We start from the raw sequence: 20,467 nt of genomic DNA, 5'->3' as shown, positions 1-20,467 counted from the left end.
ACTAGACTTTAGATTTTTCTCAGTTAACTTATTTTTATAAATTGTTATTAAATCGATAGAGTATATTAGAGTTTAGTGGCAGTTCTAAGAGCTTCTGCTTTATCGATTTTTTCCCAGCTGAATTCTGGTAATTCTCTACCAAAGTGACCATAGTTAGAAGTTTTTCTATAAATTGGCCTTAATAAATCTAGATTTTCAATAATTTTACCAACTCTTAAATCAAAAGTTTTGACAATAAGTTGCTCTATTTTTGAATCAGCTATTCTACCTGTACCAAATGTATTTACCATAAGTGATACGGGGCTTGCTACACCTATTGCATAAGCAACTTGTACCTCGCATTTATCAGCTAAGCCGGCAGCTACGATATTTTTGGCGATATATCTTCCCATATATGCACCAGAACGGTCAACCTTGGAAGGATCTTTACCAGAAAAAGCTCCTCCACCATGGTGTGCAGCGCCACCGTAAGTATCGACTATGATTTTTCTACCTGTTAAGCCACAATCTCCTTGTGGTCCACCTATCAAAAACACTCCAGTAGGATTTATATAGTATTTTGTGTTTTTTGTTATTAAGTTTTTAGGAATTACATCTTTTATGATTTCTTCTATTACCGCATCATGTAAGTCTTTCTGAGAAATTGTCTCATCATGTTGAGTCGAAAGTACAATAGTATCAATAAACTTTGGTTTATCATTTTCATATGCTAAAGTAACTTGAGCTTTGGCATCTGGTCGTAACCAACTTAGTTTATTTGTCTTTCTAAGCTTAGCTTGTTTTTTCATTAATAGATGTGAGTAATAAATTGCAGAAGGCATCAAGGTGGGGGTCTCATTAGTCGCAAATCCAAACATTAAACCTTGGTCACCTGCTCCTAAATCTTCTGGTGAGCCGCGATCAACACCCTGCGCTATATCACTTGATTGTTTTCCAATAGCGTTTATAACTGAACAAGTTCTACCATCGATGCCTTTATTAGCATTATCGTAACCTGTTTCTGTAATTACGTTTCTTACTAGTTCCTCAATATCAACCCACGCTGAGGTTGTAATCTCACCAGCTACTAAAGCCATTCCAGTTTTTACAAGAGTTTCACATGCAACACGAGCATTTTTATCTTGTTTTAATATTTCATCTAGTATGGCATCAGATATTTGGTCAGCTAGTTTATCTGGGTGTCCTTCTGAGACTGATTCAGATGTAAAAAGGTAGTTTTTTGACATTTTTTGTTCCTTTTAGATTGTGCTAAAAGGCTTCTAGAAAATAATTTGGGAATAATTTATTTAATAGAAACGCTTTAGCTTATTGTTTTATGTCGCAAGCAAGTTGTTTGTTAAATACAGCGACAAGTTGTATTATATCTAATGTTTATATTATGTCAACTATTGACTTTTTAGTTAAGAAACTTTAAAGTAGTGCTATTAAAATTTGTATAAAATTTGTACCAAAGGTAAATGATAGCATAAATCAGAGCTTTGGTAGTTTATAGTTTTAAAAATTTAAAAACTGGAGAAATAATAAATGGTAGTAATTCGTATGGCTCGTGGTGGAGCTAAAAAGCGTCCTTTCTATAAAATAGTAGTTGCAGATAAAAAAAGCCCTAGAGACGGCAAATTTATCGAAAAACTTGGCTTTTTCAATCCAATCGCTAAAGGTGGTGAAGAAAGATTAAAGCTAGATGTTGCAAAAGCTGATGAATGGATTTCAAAAGGAGCTCAACCTTCAGAAAGAGTAGCTTCTTTAATTAAAGAAGCTAAGAAATCGGCTTAATTTTTTCATAAGATCTATATTTTATGTCAGAAGATTTCGTTGAAATAGCTAAAGTGGGTTCTACTTACAAGCTTGACGGCGAACTTAACTTATATACTTTGGCAAATCCAATAGAAGTTTTATTAGGTTATGGTGATTGGTATATACGGCTTGCAGGAGCTGACTCCTGGCAATTGCTAAAGGGCGAAAGTGTATACCGCCGAGCTGATAAGATTTACCTGAAATTAGCTAACGTGAATGATGCAAGTGTTGCAAAAAAATACATTAACGCATTAATAGGTGTACCTGTAGAAGCATTACCAGTGTTGCTAGAGGATGAAGCTTATTTCAAAGACTTAATTGGTTGTAAAGTTAGTAATCATCATGGAGAATCCTTTGGTAAGGTTATAGATATTATTGAAACAGGAGCAAATGAGGTTTTAGTTTGCCATGATGGGGAGCATGAGTATTTAATTCCTTATGTTAAGCAATATATTGTTAAAGAAGAAATTAATCTAAAGAAAATAGTCGTTGATTGGGAATACGATTTTTAATTATGAAATTTGGAATAGTTTCAATCTTTCCAGAAATGTTTAAGGCATTAAGTGATTTTGGTATAACTTCTAGAGCATTTAAAACAGAAAAAGCAGAAATAAAATATTTTAACCCTCGTGACTACACTACCGACAAGCATGCAACCGTAGATGATACTAGTTTTGGTGGCGGAGCTGGTATGGTTATGAAATACCAACCATTAGCAGATGCTATTTTGAGAGCAAAAAAAACTTTAGGTTATGATACAAAAGTAGTATACTTGTCGCCGCAGGGTAGTATTTTTGATCATAGTAAGGCTCTAGAGCTTTTAAATAATGATTCTTTAATATTACTTTGTGGTAGATATGAGGGAGTTGATGAACGCTTAATCCAAGAACATGTTGACGAGGAAATCTCTGTTGGTGATTTTGTGTTAAGTGGTGGTGAAATTCCAGCTATGTTGATTATGGATAGTTTAATTAGGCTACTGCCTAATGTGTTGGGCAATAAAGATTCTGTTGTAGAAGATTCATTTTATGATGGTTTATTGGATTACCCACATTATACAAAGCCAGCAGTTTTACCTAATGGTGAAGCTGTCCCGGATATATTGTTATCTGGTAATCATTTAGAAATAGCAAGATGGAGACGTAAGCAAAAGTTGATTAGAACTTATGAGCGTCGTAAAGATTTAATACAGTGCCTATGCCTATCTGATAAAGATAAACATGTATTAGAACAGTACCAAAAAGATAAGGTAAGCACACAAGGGGTAAAAGATGAAAAATAAATTTGTTGAGCTAGTAGAAAAATCGCAAATAAGAACGGACCTTCCTGAGATCAATCCTGGAGATTCAGTAACAGTTAATCTATGGATTAAAGAAGGTGATAAGCAAAGAATTCAAGCATTTAAAGGTTTTGTTTTAAAAAAGAGAAACAGAGGTCTTCATTCAGCTTTTACAGTAAGAAAAATGTCTTCAGGTATGGGTGTTGAGAGAACGTTCCAAACGCATTCTCCTCTTATAGATAGCATAGTAGTTGAGAAGAAAGCTGATGTACGTAGAGCTAAACTATACTACATGAGAAACCTCACTGGTAAAGCTGCTAGAATTAAGGAAAAAGTATAATTATTTATATTCAGGGCTGATAAAAGTGTCTGCTAATATAGATGCTTTTTTAGATAACTTATGGCTTGAGCATGGTTTAAGTCAAAATACTATCTCTTCTTATCGTACAGATCTTAAATTCTTACAGAATTATTTTTCAAAATTGGACATTACAAACCTTAGCTTTGAGCAGGTATATGCTTTTATATCTTATAGGTCAAAAAAAGGCTATAGTGCTCGTTCTAACGCCAGGATGATTTCTACTTTACGTAAGTTTTATAATTGGCTTTTTTCAATAGGTCAGATTACGCTTAATCCAACATCTAAGCTCGAGTTACCAAAGCTAGCAAAAAATTTACCTAAAGATATGACAGAGTTAGATGTTGAAAAACTTCTACAAGAACCTGATTTATGTGAAGATGTTGGTATACGTGATAAAGCAATGTTAGAGTTAATGTATGCTACAGGATTGCGTGTAAGTGAGTTGGTGGGTTTAAATATTAATGATTTAGACTTAAACATGGGAGTTATACAAGTTTTAGGTAAAGGCTCAAAGGAACGTATAGTTCCAATAGGCGAATATGCTCTAGAGTATTTACAAAAATATTTTAATGAAGTAAGACCAAATCTAATAAAAACGTTCAAAGAAAAGGCAGTTTTTGTAAGTAAGCATTTTAGGCGGATTACTCGCCAATCATTTTGGCATCGTATAAAACATTACGCTTTAACAGCGGGGATAGATACAGATATATCTCCTCATACCTTAAGACATGCTTTTGCTACTCATTTGCTTAATCATGGAGCTGACTTAAGATCTGTACAGTTATTACTAGGGCATAGTAATGTTTCTACTACAACAATATATACGCATATTTCACAGAATAGGCTTAAACAAATTTACCAGAAACACCATCCTAGAGGTTAGTATGGGTGATCTTGTAAAAAAACATTTTAATAATTTTATAATGATAACTTGTTAGAATTGTACTAGACTTACTCTATTAAGCAAGTTTTTGCCAAAAACCTAAAGGCTTGCTGATGCTACTTTAATTGGCTGTATAATTTTAAAGACAAAATGGAGCTTTAAGTGAATATTTTGAGTGTTGACTATTACGCTGATGGTGCTGCTAAGGATTTTACTAGGTCTCTGAAAGAAACTGGTTTCGCTGTATTAAAAACTCATCCTATAGATTGGAGTTTAATTCAAACAGTTTATAAGGAGTGGGAAGATTTTTTAAAGTCTGATAAAGCTCAAATATATAAATTTGACGTTGAGAAGCAGGATGGTTATTTTCCAAAAGATGTATCAGAAATAGCTAAGGGTGAAAAGGTTAAAGATATAAAACACTTTTACCATTTGTATTTTCCATGGGGGAGATACCCTAGTGAGGTAAGTGACGCTGCTAAAAAAATGTTTTATCAGATGCTAGAGCTTGGTAAGACTTTATTACAGTGGATCGATGACTATATGGATCCTAAAGTAGCTGATAAGTTACCTATGAGGCTTCGAGATACTATTTCTGAATCTGGTACTTTGTTGAGAATATTACATTATCCAGCAATACAGGGGAATGAAGATCCAGGTGCTATAAGGGCTGCAGCTCATGAAGATATAAACCTTATAACATTATTGCCAATAGCATCTTCACCCGGTTTACAAGTTTTGTCACCAACTAATAACCAATGGTACGATGTACCATGTGATAGTGAGTCTATAATAGTAAATATAGGTGATATGCTCCAAGAAATGACAAATGGAGAGTATATTGCGACTAAACATAGAGTAGTAAAACCAGAGGGTGAAGCTGAAAACGTTGATAGGATTTCTACACCTTGTTTCATACATCCTAAATCAGATGTTTACTTATCACAAAAGTACCCTCAAGCAGGCGATTTTTTGAACGAAAGGCTAAAAGAGTTAGGGTTAAAATAAAAGTTTCATCTAAATTTAAAACAAATATTTTTCCAGTTTTTATTTAATATTTACTTAATACTGTAGAAAAATATTAATCTTTATAATTTTAGTTTAGAATATAGGTTAGGTAAAAGAAATTTTTTTATATAATGATAGATAAAAATGGATATCGAGCAAACGTTGCTGTTGTATTGCTCAATAAGCAAAACAGAGTATTTTGGGGGCAACGTCGTAACCGAACATCTTGGCAGTTTCCTCAAGGTGGAGTAGTCTCAGGAGAAACGCCACTACAAGCTATGTATCGTGAATTGCATGAAGAGGTGGGGTTACGTCCTCATGATGTCGAGGTTCTAGCCTCGACTAGGGATTGGTACAAATATGACATACCAGAAGCTTTAATCAGAAATAAGGAGCCTATTTGTATAGGGCAAAAACAAAAATGGTTTTTGCTAAGACTCAAATCTTCGGAAGGTAATATAGATTTAGAAGCTAATAAATCACCAGAATTTGATAATTGGCGCTGGGTTAGCTACTGGTACCCTATAAATCATGTTGTTTACTTTAAGCAAGAGACTTATCGTAAAGCTTTAACATACTTTAAAAATTATATAAAATAAAGAAACTAATTTTTTGTTGCCTGAGCTTCTACAAAAGTTTTTGCCCATAAGTATGAAAATACACCTATATATGCAGCTATAAGAACATCAGATATATAATGATCTAATATTATCACTCTACTAATAGCTACAAGACAAGCTAGCAATATAGCTACAGCAGTAATATATTTCTTATTAAAAAAATTGGCAAACGCTAAAAGTCCAGCAAATGATAATGTTGTGTGTCCTGATGGCATTGAGTTGAGCATTTTTTTTAAAGAAAAAAAGTGAAAGCCATAGTTATTATCTAAAATAAGCATTTCTGGTCTGTATCTTGCTAGTATAATCTTTACAATGCTGGCTACAATGCTAGCTAGTATTAATGAAAGAGAGAGGGTATAAATTTTAATAGAAGGTTCTTTTGATTTTATGTATTTAAAGATACAAAGTATCGTTGCTGAAATAGCTATAACTGTCCATATCTTTGTAGAGAATATTTTTGAAAACATAGTTGCAACACTACTGATTCCTGCTCCAAAAAAATCTTTGGTGTGTATTAGATTAACGATTTTTATATCAAGAAAATTATAACTTAAGGTAGCTAATACTAAAGTAAGAATTCCGTATAATCCAGTAAGTTTTATAAGTTTTAAATCTAAATATTTCATGCTGTTTATTTAAAATCATTCGGTTAACTGATAGAGTTGTAATATTACCATATGTTATAAATAAAGCCTAAGATGTTTGAACAAGGTTGGTATTCAAAAGCAACACAAATTTTAAGTGAAAATTTTAACCAACGTCCAACTAACGTTGAAGTTGATTTGGTAGTTGTGCATTGTATAAGTTTGCCAGAAGGTCAGTACAATAATTCCAACGTTGAGAAACTATTTACAAATATTTTAGACTGTAGTGTAGATGTTAGTTTTGAAAGTCTTAGAGATATAAAAGTTTCTGCGCATTTTTATATCAAGCGAGATGGTGAAATTTTTCAGTTTGTTGCTGTAGATGATAGAGCTTGGCATGCAGGAGTTAGTAGTTATAATGGTAGAGAAAATTGTAATGATTTTTCTATAGGTATAGAGCTACAAGGTACGGATAAGTCAGCATACACAACAGCACAATACATCTCTTTAAATCTTTTATTGAAAGATTTGAAAGAAAGCTATCCAACTTTGAAGGATATAGTAGGACACCAAGAGATAGCGCCACAACGAAAAACCGATCCTGGTAGATGTTTTGATTGGAGCAAAGTAGTTTTTTAAATGTACTATTTTAAATCCTAACAGTTTTACAAGTTAGAATAATAATATTCCATAGCATTTTGATAAAGGTTAGCAATTGTGTCAGAGTTTTGTTTACTAATTTCTTTTATGAGATCTAGATTCTTTACCAAATCTTTGTAGTCAGATATTTTTGTTGTAACAGCTTTATTTTTATCATATTGATTTGTAAGAAAATGGAATTCCTGTTTCTTTCCTAGTAGTTCATATAGTTGCTTATATTTAACTATAGTATTTTCTAAGCTTCTAACAGAATAGTTAAAATCAGACATTGCAAACTGTTTGTAATTATTTATTTCTGCATCATCGCAAGTTTTTTGATCATTATTTTTACAGTCTTTTGTTTTTTGCGTATATGTTTCAATGTAACCTATGGTACTGTCAAAAGAGCCAAACTGCCACTCAACAGTATTAATCAGCCCCTGAATGACTTGGGCTTTTTGATATTTACTGATGGTTGAATTGACTATACATAAAATACCTAGTAAAGTTATTATGATGATAGTTAGTTTTTCGTTTAAAAGTTTCCATAAAGTTTTCATATTTTTTTCCTTTTATTCAATAATAGCTTTATCACCATAACTTTCTAGCCAGTCACGGCGGTCTTTGGCTCTTTTTTTTGCTAAAAGCATGTCTAGGGTCTCACTATCTTTGTGTGTATCTGAAATTGTAAGTTGTATTAGTCTTCTTGAAGATATATCCATTGTTGATTCCCTTAACTGAGTAGGGTTCATCTCTCCTAGACCTTTAAAACGCATTATATTTACTTTATTGTTAGTTTTAGCATGTTGAGAAAGTATGGAGTCTCTTTCAAGCTCATCTAAGGCATAAAAAGTATTTTTACCAATATCTATCCTAAATAGAGGCGGTTGAGCAATGTATATATGACCATTTTCTATGAGCTTTCTAAAATGTTTTAGAAACATAGCACATAATAAAGTAGCAATATGTAAACCATCAGAATCAGCATCAGCAAGGATACAGACTTTATTGTATCTTAGCCCAGAAATATCATCACTATCAGGATCAACACCAATAGCTGTAGCTATATTATGGACTTCTTGAGAGTTCATAATTGAATCAGCATCTAGCTCCCAGCTATTTAGGATTTTCCCTTTAAGAGGCATTACAGCTTGAAAATTTTTATCACGAGCTTGTTTTGCTGATCCACCTGCTGAATCTCCTTCAACTATAAAAAGTTCTGTGGAGTTTATATCTGAGCTAATACAATCAGTAAGTTTGCCTGGTAAACGAATAGAAGTATTCATAATGCGCTTACGAGTCGTTTTTTTATCAGCATTAATTCTTTTTTGGGCTATTTTGTTAATATTTTCGATTATCTCGCGAGCTTCATTGGGGTGTTGATTAAGCCAAATTGTAAGTATGTCCCTCACTGTAGTTGCTACAAAAGAGGTTACATCTTTATTTGACAGTTTTTCTTTTGTTTGTCCAGAGAATTGAGGATTTGGAATTTTTACAGATATTACATAGTTTAGTTGAGCAAAAGAATCATTAGCAGTTATTTTTACATTTTTTAGACCCAAAGAGTTCTTTTCTACATAAGTTCTAATAGCATCATATATTCCATTTTTTAATCCTGCAACGTGAGTACCATCTTGTGGAGTTGGAATTAGGTTTACGTAACTATTTTTTATATATTCTATGGGAGAGTCACACCAGCAAAAAACAGCATCTATGTAAGACTCACTATTTGAAAAATTATCTATAAAAAATGGTTCTAAAGGTAAGGTATCCGTACCAAGCTTATGATCTAAGTAACCTTTTAAACCTGTATTGAAATGCCAAGTATGATTTTCTTTTTTTTGCTCGTTAGAGTATTTAATAGTAAGACCTTTACAAAGTATAGCTTTGGCTTCAAGTAGGTTTTTTAGTGCTTTTAAATCAACCTTAGTGTCATCGAAATACTTTTTATTAGGCCAAAATCTGACTTTTGTACCAGTATTTTTTTTACCAACAGAACCTATAACTTCTAGATCTTTTGTCTTAAAACCATCTTCAAAGAAGATGCTATAAATTTTACCATCTCTTTTTACTTCTGCTTCTAGGCGATTTGATAGAGCGTTTACTACCGATACACCCACACCGTGCAAGCCACCCGAATGAGTATAGTTTTTATTATTAAATTTACCACCGGAATGAAGTTTTGTCATAATAAGTTCAACCCCTGATATTTTATGTTCAGGATGTATATCTACAGGCATGCCACGACCATTGTCAATAACTTCGATACTGTTATCACTATAGATAGTCACTTGGATATTATCCGCAAAACCGGCAAGCACCTCATCGATACTATTATCCACGATTTCTTGAACAAGGTGGTTTGGGTTTTCTGTATTTGTGTACATACCTGGTCTTTTTTTAACGGGGTCAAGACCAGTCAGCACTTCTATAGATTTAGCATTATAGTTTTGCATAATATTTATTATAAGATATATATTCTAAAATTAACTAATACACATAGTATACATAAAATACTTGAAAATACAGTTTTCTATTTTTGTCTTTATTGATGATTTTAGTACTTTAAATTTTGATAATAGCTAGCTATTATCTGCAATCCATAGCACTAAACTCATACAAAAATACTTTGATATAAATCCCGCATTTTCAAGTATTTTATGTATAATTATTTTTTTAAGAAATAACAACTATAAGGTAAAAATATAGCAAGACCAATAGTAGGTAATATTATGAACGCAAACGATAAAACAAACTCACTTCCTAAGCCAATTTGACTCATAATGGCTGTAGTTATGGAGGCTATTCCCATTTGCATAAATCCCATAATTGATGATGCTGCACCTGCTGTTGAAGAGAAGTTTTCTAAAGCTATAGGAGTCAGTAGTGGTACACTAAAAGAAACTCCAGTAAATGTTAGTGACAGTATCGCTGTTAAAGCTAATGAAAGCTCCATGTCAGTTAGTTCTCTAAACGCATAAACACATAAAATTCCAGAGATAAGTGTACAAAGCATGCCGAAGTTGACTAAATATTTGTAAGCTATTATACGGCTTATCTTAGCACATACAAGTGAGCCAGAAACCACAGCTACAACTATTAATGTAAGTAAATATAAGAAGCTAAATTTATCAAGCTTAAGAATGTTTAAAAAAATATCAGGAGCTTCTATTAAGCAAGCATAAATGACACTAATGTTAATACCTAACACGAATGTTGCGAAGAAAAATTGATGGTCTTTAAAGAGAGATAAATAGTTTACAATTAGATATTTTGGTTTTAATGCATCTATATTTTTTTTTCTTATAGTCTCAGGGAAAAATAAAGCAACATTTATAAATAAAAAACTAGATGCTACAAGGAGTATCCAAAAGATTAGTACCGGTGTTAGGAATACCCCTAATATTGCCCCAACAGCAGGTGCCAAAACGAAAGCAATATTCATGATGGCAAAGATATATCCTTGCTCTTTTAGTTCAAAAGCATCCTTTACAGCAACAGTAGCTATTACTCCACCGGCAGCAGCCCCAAAGCCTTGTAGTAACCTTGCATAGATTAAATTTTCTACATTATCAACAAATATGCATATTATAGAGCTGAATATAAAAAAAATAGCTCCAGTGAGGATTAAGGGTTTACGACCATATCTATCAGATAAAGGGCCATATAATACTTGGCTAATAGAATAGCCTAGTAAATATGAGGTTATAGTAAGTTGCACATGTGAATAGTCAGTAGCAAGAATTTTTTTTAGCTCGGGTAACACAGGGGCGTAGATAGTATCACCAAATGGTCCTAATGAGACCATCAAAATAAGTATGAGTAAAGACGGTTTTGTTATTTTATACATTTACCCCTACTTATTTCTGCTAAAATCACCAATTATTACGTTAATTTTTAAACCTTTTGTTTGAGGTTTATTTTTATCAACACTATTGCTTCCAACAGTGAGTTCTTTAGTTTTTACTGGATAAATTTGCTTGATCTCTGTGCCTCTATCAACTTTGTAATCGCTAAGTATACTATCATATATAACTTTATCGCTATATGCATCTACTAAATATATAGTTCCATCTTTAGCTTGTATAATGATTCCTTCTTCGGTTGGAATTAGCTGCCCAGAAATCCCATAGTCAAAAATTTTACTTTCAGGAGTTAATTTAAACCTACCCAAATATTCACCATTTAGAGAGTTAAAGAAGTGTAGGTATCCTTGGTAATCTGCTACAACAATTAAGCCTTTGTAATACACTGGTCCAGTGATTTTACGCCATTTAAGTATGTCTTGGGTCCATACTGTGTCACCATTTTGGATGTCAAAAGCTTTTAGTGAGCTGTCATCTTGGCTGGTAAAAATTATTCCATCATTAATAGCCATGTTATTAATTACAGAAGATTTTTTTGCCCATAACATTTTACCATTATCTTTATCTAGAGCTACTATTGCTCCTTGATACGAGGCAAATATCAGGTAGTCATCATATAGCATAGGATTAGCAGTTATATCGACCATTTTGTCTGCAGGTGAAGAACCATGAGCTATAGCAATAGGAATATTAATAGTTCTATCCCCCTCTTTGGTCGTAAAACCAAGAACAGTACCAAAAGCCGAGCCAATCATAACAGTATTATTAAGAACTATAGGTGAGGAGTTGGTTGGCAAGGTGATTTCTGGAATATTATTAAGAGCACTCCACTTTTTTTCACCGTCTTTAGCATCAAATGCAGACACAGAACCATCATGCGTGTAAGTATATATAATACTGTCATAGATGGTTGGTTGAGATAATAGACTACTTGGCATTTGCGTATGCCATAATGTTGAACCGTCTTTTGTATCAAGAGCGATTAAGTCGCCTTTTATTGAGCCCAATATTACAGCGTTGGCTATATCATTTGGTTGAGCTGATAAGCTCATATCAATATCTTTTTGCCAAATTATTTCACCATTTTTAATATTTAGAGCATACACTAGTCCATTTTCATTAGGGACAAATATTGATTCGTTAGTATATGTTGGTGCAAGATCATAGTTGCCCATGCCACCATTGCCATTACCTGTTTTTGTTTGCCATTTTACTTTTATATGGGTTTGTTGAGGAGGCTTTTCTTCTAAAGGTGTGGGTGGTGGTACATTACTTTTTGAGCAGCTAGTAATTAAGATAGTCAATATTAAAAGAATAATAAAGTAGTTAATATTTAGTAACCTATTCATAGTTAGTTTGAATTATTTATAAATTGAGTGATTATTTGTTTAAACTCTGGTGTGGCATTAGGGTCTTGAGTAGCTTTTTGCCAAATCTCAATAGCTTTTGTTGTATTACCCTTTTGCTTATATGCTTGACCTAATAACATTAGAGGATAAGCACTATTTTGTAAATATTTTAAACTATTAAGGGTTTCGATAGCTTTATCTGATTGGTTGGTTTCTATGTAAAGTTTAGCTAATCTGGTTTTTGTAATATCTGTTAAACTGTCTTTAGGGTTAGCATTAGCACTTTTTAGTAAAGCGTTGATAGCCTTTTTATAATCAGTAGCGCTAATCTCTTTTTTAGGATTTAATTTAGTTGATGTAATATATATATATGCTATATTCCAACTTGCAAATATACCAAAACTCGTAGTTGGATAGATGTTTACTACACTTTCAAAACTAGCTATTTTAGTGTCTATAGGGTTGTCTGGATTTTCGCTTGTTATAAGTGCTTTTTGGTAACTTTCGGAGGCTTCTAGCATTTTCTGGTTATCCCCAGAACTATAAAACTGAAATATCGTGATACAAATAATAGCAACAATAATCACGCCAGCAATAGTGTATAAAGCTTGAGCTTGTTTTTTAGATAGATTTTTAACCTTCATTAGTTTAGCTTTCTTATAATTAGTAAACTTATAACATCTTATCATAAAAACAAGCATGTTGTTAGTTTCTTAATCAAAGAATAGAATGTAATGTCAAGGTATTTTGTGTTAGAATAGGGAGTGTTTTTCCAATATTAAATTATTTTAGAAAATTTTAAAAATAAGTATGGCATTAATATCTTTAGCGATTGATTATAAAAAATCTCCCATAGAAGTACGCAGTGAGTTTTCATTATCTGGGTATGATGTAAGAGAGTTGTACAGCTCCATACTTGCTATAAATGATGTTTGTTACGCTGTTATTTTATCAACATGTAATCGTACAGAAATTTATCTTGAAATATCTAATTTAATAGTTGTCGATGCTATTTTGGTATGGTGGCAAAATTATGTCAGAGATTCAAAATACGCTCTTAAAGATTACTTTAAACTAAGACAAGGTACAGAAGTTATAAGACATCTAATGAAGCTTGCTTGTGGCTTAGAATCAATGGTTTTAGGTGAGCCACAAATATTAGGACAGGTTAAAGACTCTTATACGCAGAGTAAAGAAAATCGTGCTTTAGGCAAAGAGTTAGATAGGGTGTTTCAAAAAGTTTTTGCTACAGCTAAAAAAGTTCGTAGTGAAACAAGAATTGGGCATTGTCCAGTTTCAGTAGCTTTTTCAGCTATTTCTTTGGCTAAAAAACAACTAGATAGTATTTCAACTAAAAATGTTTTGATTATAGGGGCTGGTCAAACAGGAGAACTCTTATTTAGACATGTTACAGCTTTAGCTCCAAAACATATTATGCTTGCTAATAGAAGTTTGGACAAAGCACAAAAGATCACCAGAACCTTTGCTAATGCTACAGCACATACTTTAGATCAGTTGCCAGAGTTGCTTAAAGAAGCTGATATAGCCATTGCTGCAGTTACTGTGAAAGACTATATTGTTACACCAGTATATTTAGATTTTAAACCAAGAGTTTTTGTCGATATATCGATCCCTAGAGCTATAGATCCTACTGTCGGAAGTATTGGACAAAATGTATATTATTGTGTTGATGATATACATGCAGTTATGGAAGAAGGTAAAGATAAGCGTAAACTTGAAAGCACAAGGGCTCAGAAGATTATAGTTAAATCTTTGGAGGAGTATTTGGAAAAGGAAAAAGCTATTATATCTAATACAGCAATTAAAGAACTGTTTGATAAAGCTGATGATATGGTAGATATGTCACTAGAAAGAAGTTTATCTAAAATTAGAAATGGTAAAGATGCTGAAGAGATAATAAAAAGATTTGCATATGAGATTAAGAAAAAAGTTTTACACTATCCAGTTATGGGAATGAAAGAGGCATCAAAAGAAGGTAGAAAAGATTGTCTTGTATGTATGAAACGAATGTTTGGTTTAAACATGGAAAAATAAATGAAAGATTCTATAAAATCAAAATTACAAAGCCTTGTAGAAAGGCATGAGGAAGTAAGTGCGTTACTTAGTGATGCTGGTGTTATTTCCAACCAAAACAAATTTAGAGATTTATCAAAAGAATACTCTAGTTTAGAGCCAGTTGTTAATGCGTTTAAAGAATATTCTCAAGCACAAGAAGATAAGCAAGCAGCACAAGAGATGCTAAATGAGAAAGATCAAGACTTGGTTGAGATGGCAAAAGAGGAATTAAAACTTGCTGAAACTAAAACCATAGAGCTTGAGAAAGACCTACAGATCTTACTGTTGCCACGTGATCCTAATGATGATGCTAACGTATTTTTAGAAATAAGAGCAGGTACTGGTGGTGATGAGGCTTCTATATTTTCTGGAGATTTGTTTAGGATGTATTCTAAATACGCTGAGCAAAAAGGCTGGAAAATAGAAGTTGTGTCAGCTAGTGAAGGTGAGCATGGTGGCTATAAAGAAATAATTACAAAGATAAATGGTGAAGGTGTGTACTCACAGCTTAAATTTGAGTCTGGGGCTCATAGAGTGCAACGTGTTCCAGCTACTGAGTCACAAGGTAGAATCCATACTTCAGCATGTACTGTAGCTGTTATGCCAGAGGTTGATGAGGTTGAAGGTATTGATATTAACCCGGCGGATTTGAAAGTTGATACTTTTAGAGCATCAGGAGCAGGAGGTCAGCACGTTAACAAAACTGATTCTGCGATTAGGATAACACATATTCCAACTGGTGTTGTTGTTGAATGCCAGGATCAGCGTTCACAGCATAAAAACCGTGCAGCTGCTATGTCGATGCTAAAATCTAAGCTTTTACAAGCTGAGATAGATAAACAACAAAAAGAACAGTCAGATACGCGCAGAAATCTAGTTGGTAGCGGTGATAGGTCAGAGAGAATTAGAACTTATAACTACCCTCAAGGAAGGATTACTGATCATCGTATTAACCTTACATTATATAAACTTGATGAAGTCATGGAAGGTCATTTAGACAGTGTGGTTCAACCATTAGTTTTAGAGCATCAAGCTGATCTTTTAGCTACTATGTCAGATGAGTAGTAATCTAACAATTTCTAATCTAATAAAAACAAATCTAACGAAGTTTAAATTTAGTGATACTGCTACAGCTAAATTTGACATTCAGGCTATAGTTTGCGAAATCTTAGGTGTAAATAAGACTTATTTGTATATGTACCCAGAGCAAACTTTAGGTGATCAACAAACTAAAGAAATTGAGCAAAATATTTCACGATTAAGCCAAGGTGAGCCATTAGCTTATATATTAGGATATAAATACTTTTGGAAACAAAAATTATTTGTAACTAAAGATACACTTATCCCTAGAGCAGATACCGAAGTTTTAGTTGAAGCGATTTTGAATGATATTAATAAACCAGTCATTCCGGACACTGATCTGGAATCTCTTGACTATAAGTTTCGTGTTAAATTGAAAATATTAGATTTAGGTACAGGTACAGGGGCAATAGCTTTGGCGCTGGCTAGTGAATTACCAAATAGTCAAATAATTGCTGTAGACTTCTCTAAAGAGGCTTTAGAAATTGCTCAAAAAAATGCTGTAATAAATAATATAGCTAACGTTAAATTTATGCAAAGTAATTGGTATCAAGCTTTAGGATTAGAAAAATTTGATATTATAGTTTCAAACCCACCATATATAGATTTTGCTGATAGTTATATTGATCATGAAGTGAAAACTTATGAACCTAAATCAGCACTTTTTGCTGGCGATGAGGGGTTAGCTGATATAAAAATTATAGTTACTCAAGCTGCTAGATTTTTAGTACCAAAAGGGAGGATATATCTAGAACATGGATTCTCTCAAGCAGAAGCAGTAGTAGGATTGTTACAAGAAAATAACTTTTCAAATGTTCTGACCATCAAAGATTTGAATAATAAGGATAGGTGTACAGTTGGGCAGAATTTATAAAGGTTTATATAAAAATTTAGATTTGTATATACTAAGCTGTAGTAGCTCAAACTTGATCTGACAGTCACCAATTAATTTGAGACTGAATTTATTTCTAAACTAGTGTCAGATTTATCAAACATATTACCTAAATTTTTCTCTTTTGCCAAAGGTTTTGAGTCAATAAAAGTTTTCATAGGCGTTTTTCCATAACAGTGCTTACCAGAATGTGGTCTATCGTTATTGTAATAATCCAGCCATATATCAACATCTTGCTGAATCTCCTCAATCGTTGAATAAACCTTTTTTCTAAACATTGTCTCATAACATTCATTTTTCATAGTTTTATGAAATCTTTCACAGATACCATTAGTTTGAGGGGAGTTAGCTTTTGTTTTAGTATGGTCAATGTCTTCTATGCTTAAGTACATCTGGTAGGAATGATTCTCCAGCTTTCCACAATATTCCGTGCCTCTATCTGTTAATACTCTTAATAGATCTATTCCATGTTCCTCAAAGAATGGTAATACCTTATCATTAAGCATATCAGCAGCTACTATTGCATTTTTTTCTGTATATAACTTAGCAAATCCTACTCTAGTATACGTATCTACAAATGTCTGTTGATATATCTTACCTATACCTTTTATATACCCTACATAATAGCTATCTTGAGATCCTAAGTAACCTGGATGATGCGTTTCAATCTCACCAGTAGCAACCTTTTTAGCTTTTTCTTTTTCTAAAGCTTGTAATTGAGCTTCTGTAAGTATAAAGCCATCTTGAGCTACTTTGGTCTCTAGTGCTGTTAATCGCTTCTTAAAATTCTCTAAGTCATGTCTAAGCCAAATAGATCTAACTCCACTTCCTGAGACTAATATTCCTTGCTTTGCTAATTCATTTGATACTCTATGTTGTCCATACGCCGGATATTCATAAGCCATATTAACTACTGCTTGCTCAATATGTGCCTCAACTCTATTTTTCTCTAATGGCTTCTTACGGGATATTTCTTGTAAAGCTAATTCTCCACCATTATCGTATAACTCTTTAAAGCGATAGTAGCTGTCTCTTGAGTAACCCATCACTTTACAAGCTTGCTTGACATTACCTAATTGTTTTGCTAATTCTAACAGACCTAATTTGGGTTTGATTATCTTTTGAGATGCATTCATTTTATTCTTCCTTAATTTGACATCTTATTTTATACACAATGTCAGATTAAGTCAAAGCTATTACAACTAAGCTTAGTTTTCAAAAATCCTTATCCTTCCAGATTTTCAATTACTTCAACTGGTAAAAAATTTGTTTGACATCTAACTCCGCCATGCTCTTCTTCAAAATATTCCATGGTTCTATGAGCGTTTCTACCATTATAATTGACAAAATATGGCTCAACACCAAATTTTTTGATCAATTCCGAAAAATATTGTTTATGTGATTCGTGAGGTGAGTCAAGGGTTACGTACAAATTAGTCTGTTTTTTAGGGCTATAAACATCAAACCCATTGACGAATGATGATTCTATATAGTCTCCATTCCAGGTTTCTAATGTCCAGTTTTCAGAAGCACAATGTGGCTTATAATTCATAGTAAGAAATGCTTCCTCAGCTTTAAAATTATTTTTACGTAGAATATTTATGATTTCTTCTACTTTACGCTCTTTATCACTTAACAATTGTTTTGATCTTGAATGGGTTTTTAAATAATAAAATAATCCTGGTTTAAATTCCTTATACCAATTTATATCATAAGAGTTTACTAAAAAAGTACCTTTACCTATAAATGACATTTGTAAATCTAAATGATAAGCTAAATTGGGTAGTATGACGATATTATTTGTCTTAAAGATCTTCTTGTATTTTAATATAATCTCATTTTCTGTTTTATCTATTTTTTTATTTGCAGATATCTGTCTTTCAAACGAAATAATTTGCTCCCCTAAGAAAACATATTTTTGACCAAGGGTGTTATTTACGCAAAAAATATTTCCTCCTTCTGCTGCTCTATTTGTTGGTTTTATTTGGATACCATTATTGGTAGGAGTGTCTAAAAATCTTAGGTTATTATCTTTCATGCCAGGTATTACATTATGCATATCTGCAAGATAATCAATTTTTTTAGGATTGTATAAGTTTGTTTTAAAGCTACTTTCTTTAGCATAATCGCTATTCTTATTTCGAAGGTAAATTGTGCTACTATTCTCAAAAAAATAATCTCTAACCCAAACGTCTACCTCACCCTTAGCGTTTCTATGAAGTATTTGAAATGGAATGTCGTTTTCTTCACATAATCCATATAGATCATATAAATATGAGCTTTGCGCAGAAAAAACGAGAGTTTTCTGGTTATTATCGTTATATATAGATTCTTTTTTATTAGTTAAAAGAGGTTGCTTGTCATAAGGGTTATTATGGTAATCTTTAAAAAGATTAGATGAGAGAAGTTCACGTACAGTTAAATTTTGGGTTTTAGAAAAGTTACGGATAATCTTACCTAATCGCCCATCTCTCAAAGTCTGAATCTCGTTCGGTTGAAAAATAATGTCTTTTCCTTCTGTAAAAAGAATGAAATTATTAAAAGCATCTTTTTTGGTATCTCGGCTTATTCCCGTATTAAATAAATCAGACCTTCTATGTTCGCGTGTAGCATTAGGCCCCTCAAAACGTATTAATCTATAATTATCGAGTGCATTTATAAATTCTTGATATTGATTCTGTGATATAGGCATATTTACTACCAAATTTTATAATTTTTGACACACTTTTAGTTTATATTAATAGGCTTGGAATTAAAATATCAACCTATCTAGTAAATTTGGTAAGTAGTAGAGATTTTTGATGGTTGATTGGTTTACTTGTAATAGCTTTGACTTAATCTGACATTGTGTATAAAATAAGATGTCAAATTAAGGAAGAATAAAATGAATGCATCTCAAAAGATAATCAAACCCAAATTAGGTCTGTTAGAATTAGCAAAACAATTAGGTAATGTCAAGCAAGCTTGTAAAGTGATGGGTTACTCAAGAGACAGCTACTATCGCTTTAAAGAGTTATACGATAATGGTGGAGAATTAGCTTTACAAGAAATATCCCGTAAGAAGCCATTAGAGAAAAATAGAGTTGAGGCACATATTGAGCAAGCAGTAGTTAATATGGCTTATGAATATCCGGCGTATGGACAACATAGAGTATCAAATGAATTAGCAAAGCAAGGAATATTAGTCTCAGGAAGTGGAGTTAGATCTATTTGGCTTAGACATGACTTAGAGAATTTTAAGAAGCGATTAACAGCACTAGAGACCAAAGTAGCTCAAGATGGCTTTATACTTACAGAAGCTCAATTACAAGCTTTAGAAAAAGAAAAAGCTAAAAAGGTTGCTACTGGTGAGATTGAAACGCATCATCCAGGTTACTTAGGATCTCAAGATAGCTATGTAGGGTATATAAAAGGTATAGGTAAGATATATCAACAGACATTTGTAGATACGTATACTAGAGTAGGATTTGCTAAGTTATATACAGAAAAAAATGCAATAGTAGCTGCTGATATGCTTAATGATAAGGTATTACCATTCTTTGAGGAACATGGAATAGATCTATTAAGAGTATTAACAGATAGAGGCACGGAATATTGTGGAAAGCTGGAGAATCATTCCTACCAGATGTACTTAAGCATAGAAGACATTGACCATACTAAAACAAAAGCTAACTCCCCTCAAACTAATGGTATCTGTGAAAGATTTCATAAAACTATGAAAAATGAATGTTATGAGACAATGTTTAGAAAAAAGGTTTATTCAACGATTGAGGAGATTCAGCAAGATGTTGATATATGGCTGGATTATTACAATAACGATAGACCACATTCTGGTAAGCACTGTTATGGAAAACGCCTATGAAAACTTTTATTGACTCAAAACCTTTGGCAAAAGAGAAAAATTTAGGTAATATGTTTGATAAATCTGACACTAGTTTAGAAATAAATTCAGTCTCAAATTAATTGGTGACTGTCAGATCAAGTTTGAGCTACTACATTATCCAACGCCATAGATGTCTATATATTAAGAAATGTT

At 32.6% G+C, this 20,467-nt stretch carries 20 protein-coding genes and 1 pseudogene; 12 read left to right on the top strand and 9 right to left on the bottom strand.

The annotated features are described in order from the left end of the window. Window positions 1-65: 65 nt before the first annotated feature. Window positions 66-1,226 carry a methionine adenosyltransferase gene (gene metK / locus FRA_RS06595; protein WP_035720125.1) on the bottom strand — a complete coding sequence of 387 codons (1,161 nt, stop codon included), beginning with the start codon at window positions 1,224-1,226 and terminating at the stop codon, window positions 66-68. Between the two features lie 298 nt (window positions 1,227-1,524). On the opposite strand from metK, the gene rpsP reads away from it, so the two are divergent. The 7 genes from rpsP (at window position 1,525) to FRA_RS06560 (ending at window position 5,924) form a co-directional block, all read left to right on the top strand. After that, window positions 1,525-1,773, top strand: coding sequence for a 30S ribosomal protein S16 (gene rpsP, locus FRA_RS06590; RefSeq protein WP_035720123.1), 249 nt, complete (start codon window positions 1,525-1,527; stop codon window positions 1,771-1,773). A gap of 23 nt (window positions 1,774-1,796) precedes the next feature. Beyond that, complete coding sequence (gene rimM / locus FRA_RS06585; RefSeq protein ID WP_035720121.1) at window positions 1,797-2,306, top strand: ribosome maturation factor RimM; 510 nt, start codon at window positions 1,797-1,799, stop codon at window positions 2,304-2,306. 2 nt (window positions 2,307-2,308) lie between these two features. After that, entirely contained in the window at window positions 2,309-3,076 is a 768-nt protein-coding gene (gene trmD, locus FRA_RS06580; RefSeq protein ID WP_035720119.1) for a tRNA (guanosine(37)-N1)-methyltransferase TrmD, read from the top strand. Continuing rightward, complete coding sequence (rplS, locus tag FRA_RS06575) at window positions 3,066-3,413, top strand: 50S ribosomal protein L19 (protein WP_035720117.1); 348 nt, start codon at window positions 3,066-3,068, stop codon at window positions 3,411-3,413. Before trmD ends, rplS begins: the two co-directional genes overlap by 11 nt. Before the next feature lie 25 nt (window positions 3,414-3,438). Continuing rightward, entirely contained in the window at window positions 3,439-4,317 is an 879-nt protein-coding gene (gene xerD, locus FRA_RS06570) for a site-specific tyrosine recombinase XerD (protein WP_035720115.1), read from the top strand. A 162-nt stretch (window positions 4,318-4,479) separates the two neighbouring features. Continuing rightward, window positions 4,480-5,325 carry a 2OG-Fe(II) oxygenase family protein gene (locus tag FRA_RS06565; protein WP_035720114.1) on the top strand — a complete coding sequence of 282 codons (846 nt, stop codon included), beginning with the start codon at window positions 4,480-4,482 and terminating at the stop codon, window positions 5,323-5,325. A 131-nt stretch (window positions 5,326-5,456) separates the two neighbouring features. Next, entirely contained in the window at window positions 5,457-5,924 is a 468-nt protein-coding gene (locus tag FRA_RS06560; RefSeq protein ID WP_035720112.1) for an RNA pyrophosphohydrolase, read from the top strand. Window positions 5,925-5,929: 5 nt separating this feature from the next. Here the strand turns inward: FRA_RS06560 and FRA_RS06555 are convergent, their stop codons facing one another. Further along, a complete protein-coding gene (locus FRA_RS06555) occupies window positions 5,930-6,571 on the bottom strand; it encodes a phosphatase PAP2 family protein (protein WP_035720109.1) in 642 nt (213 codons plus the stop codon). 72 nt (window positions 6,572-6,643) lie between these two features. Between FRA_RS06555 and ampD the strand changes: the two genes are divergently transcribed. Next, complete coding sequence (gene ampD, locus FRA_RS06550) at window positions 6,644-7,168, top strand: 1,6-anhydro-N-acetylmuramyl-L-alanine amidase AmpD (protein WP_035720107.1); 525 nt, start codon at window positions 6,644-6,646, stop codon at window positions 7,166-7,168. Window positions 7,169-7,194: 26 nt separating this feature from the next. Here ampD and FRA_RS06545 read toward each other — a convergent pair whose 3' ends face one another. The 5 genes from FRA_RS06545 to FRA_RS06525 all read right to left on the bottom strand — a co-directional run bounded on the left by FRA_RS06545 (window position 7,195) and on the right by FRA_RS06525 (window position 13,072). After that, complete coding sequence (locus tag FRA_RS06545; protein ID WP_035720105.1) at window positions 7,195-7,728, bottom strand: hypothetical protein; 534 nt, start codon at window positions 7,726-7,728, stop codon at window positions 7,195-7,197. A gap of 12 nt (window positions 7,729-7,740) precedes the next feature. Then, window positions 7,741-9,624, bottom strand: a complete 1,884-nt coding sequence (gene parE / locus FRA_RS06540) for a DNA topoisomerase IV subunit B (protein WP_035720103.1) — start codon at window positions 9,622-9,624, stop codon at window positions 7,741-7,743. Between the two features lie 212 nt (window positions 9,625-9,836). Further along, on the bottom strand, window positions 9,837-11,018 hold the full coding sequence (locus tag FRA_RS06535; protein ID WP_035720102.1) for a multidrug effflux MFS transporter: 1,182 nt from the start codon (window positions 11,016-11,018) through the stop codon (window positions 9,837-9,839). A 6-nt stretch (window positions 11,019-11,024) separates the two neighbouring features. After that, a complete protein-coding gene (bamB, locus tag FRA_RS06530; RefSeq protein ID WP_035720100.1) occupies window positions 11,025-12,383 on the bottom strand; it encodes an outer membrane protein assembly factor BamB in 1,359 nt (452 codons plus the stop codon). Window positions 12,384-12,385: 2 nt separating this feature from the next. Continuing rightward, the gene (locus tag FRA_RS06525; protein ID WP_321174115.1) at window positions 12,386-13,072 is read right to left on the bottom strand and encodes a tetratricopeptide repeat protein; all 687 of its coding nucleotides are present in this window, start codon (window positions 13,070-13,072) and stop codon (window positions 12,386-12,388) included. Window positions 13,073-13,193: 121 nt separating this feature from the next. On the opposite strand from FRA_RS06525, the gene FRA_RS06520 reads away from it, so the two are divergent. The 3 genes from FRA_RS06520 to prmC are packed head-to-tail and all read left to right on the top strand — an operon-like array spanning window position 13,194 to window position 16,413. After that, window positions 13,194-14,438 carry a glutamyl-tRNA reductase gene (locus tag FRA_RS06520; protein ID WP_035720098.1) on the top strand — a complete coding sequence of 415 codons (1,245 nt, stop codon included), beginning with the start codon at window positions 13,194-13,196 and terminating at the stop codon, window positions 14,436-14,438. Then, window positions 14,439-15,524: a peptide chain release factor 1 gene (prfA, locus tag FRA_RS06515; protein WP_035720096.1), complete on the top strand. Its 1,086-nt coding sequence runs from the start codon at window positions 14,439-14,441 to the stop codon at window positions 15,522-15,524. After that, complete coding sequence (gene prmC, locus FRA_RS06510; RefSeq protein WP_035720094.1) at window positions 15,517-16,413, top strand: peptide chain release factor N(5)-glutamine methyltransferase; 897 nt, start codon at window positions 15,517-15,519, stop codon at window positions 16,411-16,413. The genes prfA and prmC overlap by 8 nt, the downstream gene beginning before the upstream one ends. A 71-nt stretch (window positions 16,414-16,484) precedes the next feature. Here prmC and FRA_RS06505 read toward each other — a convergent pair whose 3' ends face one another. Then, window positions 16,485-17,567, bottom strand: a complete 1,083-nt coding sequence (locus tag FRA_RS06505; protein WP_035719039.1) for an IS481-like element ISFw3 family transposase — start codon at window positions 17,565-17,567, stop codon at window positions 16,485-16,487. 89 nt (window positions 17,568-17,656) lie between these two features. Next, complete coding sequence (locus FRA_RS06500) at window positions 17,657-19,123, bottom strand: hypothetical protein (RefSeq protein ID WP_035720091.1); 1,467 nt, start codon at window positions 19,121-19,123, stop codon at window positions 17,657-17,659. 192 nt (window positions 19,124-19,315) lie between these two features. Here FRA_RS06500 and FRA_RS06495 point away from each other — a divergent pair. Beyond that, window positions 19,316-20,394, top strand: a pseudogene (locus FRA_RS06495) (IS481-like element ISFw3 family transposase). The last annotated feature ends 73 nt before the right edge of the window (window positions 20,395-20,467 follow it).

This window comes from Allofrancisella heilbronnii, from assembly GCF_000710735.2.
Lineage (GTDB): Bacteria > Pseudomonadota > Gammaproteobacteria > Francisellales > Francisellaceae > Francisella > Francisella frigidaquae.
This window is presented reverse-complemented; position numbering and strand designations above follow the sequence as displayed.

Excerpts from the sequence above, each read along its gene's own strand:
- FRA_RS06560 (WP_035720112.1), top strand. The coding sequence starts at position 5,457 with ATGATAGATAAAAATGGATATCGAGCAAACGTTGCTGTTGTATTGCTC.
- prfA (WP_035720096.1), top strand. The coding sequence starts at position 14,439 with ATGAAAGATTCTATAAAATCAAAATTACAAAGCCTTGTAGAAAGGCAT.
- rplS (WP_035720117.1), top strand. The coding sequence starts at position 3,066 with ATGAAAAATAAATTTGTTGAGCTAGTAGAAAAATCGCAAATAAGAACG.
- rimM (WP_035720121.1), top strand. The coding sequence starts at position 1,797 with ATGTCAGAAGATTTCGTTGAAATAGCTAAAGTGGGTTCTACTTACAAG.
- FRA_RS06505 (WP_035719039.1), bottom strand. The coding sequence starts at position 17,567 with ATGAATGCATCTCAAAAGATAATCAAACCCAAATTAGGTCTGTTAGAA.
- FRA_RS06545 (WP_035720105.1), bottom strand. The coding sequence starts at position 7,728 with ATGAAAACTTTATGGAAACTTTTAAACGAAAAACTAACTATCATCATA.
- FRA_RS06535 (WP_035720102.1), bottom strand. The coding sequence starts at position 11,018 with ATGTATAAAATAACAAAACCGTCTTTACTCATACTTATTTTGATGGTC.
- trmD (WP_035720119.1), top strand. The coding sequence starts at position 2,309 with ATGAAATTTGGAATAGTTTCAATCTTTCCAGAAATGTTTAAGGCATTA.
- ampD (WP_035720107.1), top strand. The coding sequence starts at position 6,644 with ATGTTTGAACAAGGTTGGTATTCAAAAGCAACACAAATTTTAAGTGAA.
- FRA_RS06500 (WP_035720091.1), bottom strand. The coding sequence starts at position 19,123 with ATGCCTATATCACAGAATCAATATCAAGAATTTATAAATGCACTCGAT.
- prmC (WP_035720094.1), top strand. The coding sequence starts at position 15,517 with ATGAGTAGTAATCTAACAATTTCTAATCTAATAAAAACAAATCTAACG.
- FRA_RS06520 (WP_035720098.1), top strand. The coding sequence starts at position 13,194 with ATGGCATTAATATCTTTAGCGATTGATTATAAAAAATCTCCCATAGAA.
- bamB (WP_035720100.1), bottom strand. The coding sequence starts at position 12,383 with ATGAATAGGTTACTAAATATTAACTACTTTATTATTCTTTTAATATTG.
- FRA_RS06555 (WP_035720109.1), bottom strand. The coding sequence starts at position 6,571 with ATGAAATATTTAGATTTAAAACTTATAAAACTTACTGGATTATACGGA.
- rpsP (WP_035720123.1), top strand. The coding sequence starts at position 1,525 with ATGGTAGTAATTCGTATGGCTCGTGGTGGAGCTAAAAAGCGTCCTTTC.
- metK (WP_035720125.1), bottom strand. The coding sequence starts at position 1,226 with ATGTCAAAAAACTACCTTTTTACATCTGAATCAGTCTCAGAAGGACAC.
- FRA_RS06525 (WP_321174115.1), bottom strand. The coding sequence starts at position 13,072 with ATGATAAGATGTTATAAGTTTACTAATTATAAGAAAGCTAAACTAATG.
- parE (WP_035720103.1), bottom strand. The coding sequence starts at position 9,624 with ATGCAAAACTATAATGCTAAATCTATAGAAGTGCTGACTGGTCTTGAC.